This window comes from Agromyces sp. NPDC056965, from assembly GCF_042673425.1.
Classification (GTDB): Bacteria; Actinomycetota; Actinomycetes; order Actinomycetales; family Microbacteriaceae; genus Agromyces.
The window spans coordinates 1-2,278 of the sequence record NZ_JBHURI010000155.1 but is presented as its reverse complement, the minus strand read 5'-3'; the positions used below and the strand labels follow the sequence as shown (position 1 = coordinate 2,278).

The 2,278-nt window shown below is 72.4% G+C and carries 2 protein-coding genes; both read left to right on the top strand.

All coding sequences use genetic code 11. The features are described from left to right. Positions 1-145: 145 nt before the first annotated feature. Positions 146-1,375 carry a dihydrodipicolinate synthase family protein gene (locus ACFTQE_RS20060; RefSeq protein ID WP_376926724.1) on the top strand — a complete coding sequence of 410 codons (1,230 nt, stop codon included), beginning with the start codon at positions 146-148 and terminating at the stop codon, positions 1,373-1,375. Next, the gene (locus ACFTQE_RS20055; protein WP_376926723.1) at positions 1,372-2,253 is read left to right on the top strand and encodes a sugar phosphate isomerase/epimerase family protein; all 882 of its coding nucleotides are present in this window, start codon (positions 1,372-1,374) and stop codon (positions 2,251-2,253) included. The genes ACFTQE_RS20060 and ACFTQE_RS20055 overlap by 4 nt, the downstream gene beginning before the upstream one ends. Positions 2,254-2,278: the final 25 nt, after the last annotated feature.

Genomic DNA, 2,278 nt, shown 5'->3' with positions numbered 1-2,278 from the left:
CCGGGGGCGTGCTGCCCGCCGACGCCGGCCTCGCGAGCTCGAAGGCGGGTCGTCGCATCGACGTCCCGGTGGTCGCGCTCGACGGGGCAGCGGATGCCGCGGCATCCGCTGCCGTCGACGCCGAGTTCGCCGGGGTGCGCTGACCATGTCGACGCTCACCCTGCTCGACACGAGCGGCGCGCTGACTGCAGCGCCGCTCGCCGAAGCGCCGACGTTCGCCCAGCCGAGCACGCCGCTGCGCACCCGGGTCGCCTACGCGGCCGCGCACGTCGTGCCGAAGCCGTTCGCCGACAACACGCCCGGTCAGCCGGCCGAGATCGACTGGGACGCGACGCTCGCGTTCCGCCATCACGTGTGGTCGTGGGGGCTCGGCGTGGCCGACGCCATGGACACGGCGCAGCGCAACATGGGTCTCGACGCCGCAGCGACCCGCGAGCTCATCTCGCGCAGCGCCGCGGAGGCGGCCTCCGTCGGCGGCAAGCTCGTGGTCGGCGTCAACACCGACCACGTCGACGACGAGCGCATCTCGCTCCAACAGGTCATCGACGCCTACAAGGAGCAGCTCCACCGCGCGGAGGATTCCGGCGCCGGCGTCGTACTCATGGCGAGCCGTCACCTCGCCCGGGCGGCGCAGAGTGCCGACGACTACCGTCGCGTCTACCGCGAGGTGCTCGCCGCGGCGAGCGCCCCCGTCGTGCTGCACTGGCTCGGCACCGCGTTCGACCCGCAGCTGGCCGGCTACTTCGGCTCCGCTGACACGGATGCCGCGGCCGACGTGCTGGTCGAGCTCATCGCCGAGCACCCCGACACGGTCTCGGGAGTGAAGATGAGCCTGCTCGACGCCGATGCCGAGATCGCGGTGCGCCGACGCCTCCCAGGCACTGCGCGGATGTACACGGGCGACGACTTCCACTACGTGGGACTCATCGCGGGTGACGAGCTCGGGCACTCCGACGCCCTGCTCGGCGCGTTCGCGGCGCTCGCCCCGAACGCATCGGCCGCGATCCAGGCGCTCGATTCCGGCGATGAGGCCGCGTACCACCGCATCCTCGGCCCGACCGAGGCGCTCTCCCGGCAGGTGTTCGCGGCCCCCACCTACTTCTACAAGACGGGCGTCGCATTCCTCGCGTGGCTGAACGGCCACCAGTCCGCGTTCCAGATGGTCGCCGGGCTGCACGCCGCGAGGAGCCTGCCGCACCTGTCGCACATCGTCGAGCTCGCGAACGCGTCCGGGTCGCTCGAGCGGCCCGAGCTCGCTGCCGAGCGGTGGCACGGGATGCTCAGGATCAACGGGATCGACCCGGACGCGGCGACCTCGGTCGCCACGAGTTCCGATGCCGACTCCGGCGCGCACGCGGTGGAGGTGCTCGCATGACCGCTCACCCGCGCCTGTCGATGAACCAGGCGACGATCAAGCACGCGCCGTTCGATGAGGCGCTGCGGCTGACGCGGACGGGCGGCTACGAGTCGATCGGACTCTGGCGCGAGCCGGTGCAGGCCGTCGGCCTCGACGAGGCGGCACGTCGGCTGGCCGACTCGGGGCTTCGCGTCTCGAGCCTCTGCCGCGGCGGGTTCTTCACCCTGCCCGAAGGCCCTGAACGCCGCTCCGCCATCGACGACAACCGACGCGCGATCGACGAGACGGCGACGCTCGCCGCCGCAGGCGCACCCGGTTCGGCAGCGGTGCTCGTGCTCGTGGCCGGCGGCATTCCCACCGGCACGACCGACCTCGTCGGCGCACGTGGCCGGGTCGCCGACGCACTCGCCGAGTTGGCCCCCGACGCGGCATCCGCCGGCGTGACCCTCGCGATCGAGCCCCTGCATCCGATGTACGCCTCCGACCGGGCGGTCGTCTCGACGCTGAAGCAGGCACTCGACCTCGCCGAGCCGTTCGACGCATCGACGGTCGGCGTCGTCGTCGACACGTTCCACCTGTGGTGGGACCCCGAGGTGTTCGAGCAGATCACGCGCGCCGGGGCATCCGGTCGCATCGCGAGCTACCAGGTGTGCGACTGGGCGACGCCGCTGCCCGCCGACGTGCTGCTCGCACGGCACTATCCCGGCGACGGCGTGATCGACTTCGCCGCGTTCACCGCGGCCGTGGAGTCGGCCGGGTACATCGGCGACATCGAGGTCGAGCTCTTCAACGAGGCCATCTGGGATGCCCCGTGGCCCGAGGTCGTCGCCCGCACCGCGTCGGCATTCGAGGCCGTCGTGGTGCCGGCCCTGTCGCCTGCCCCGGTTTCCGCCTGACCCGACACGCATGATGCCGCGCCGC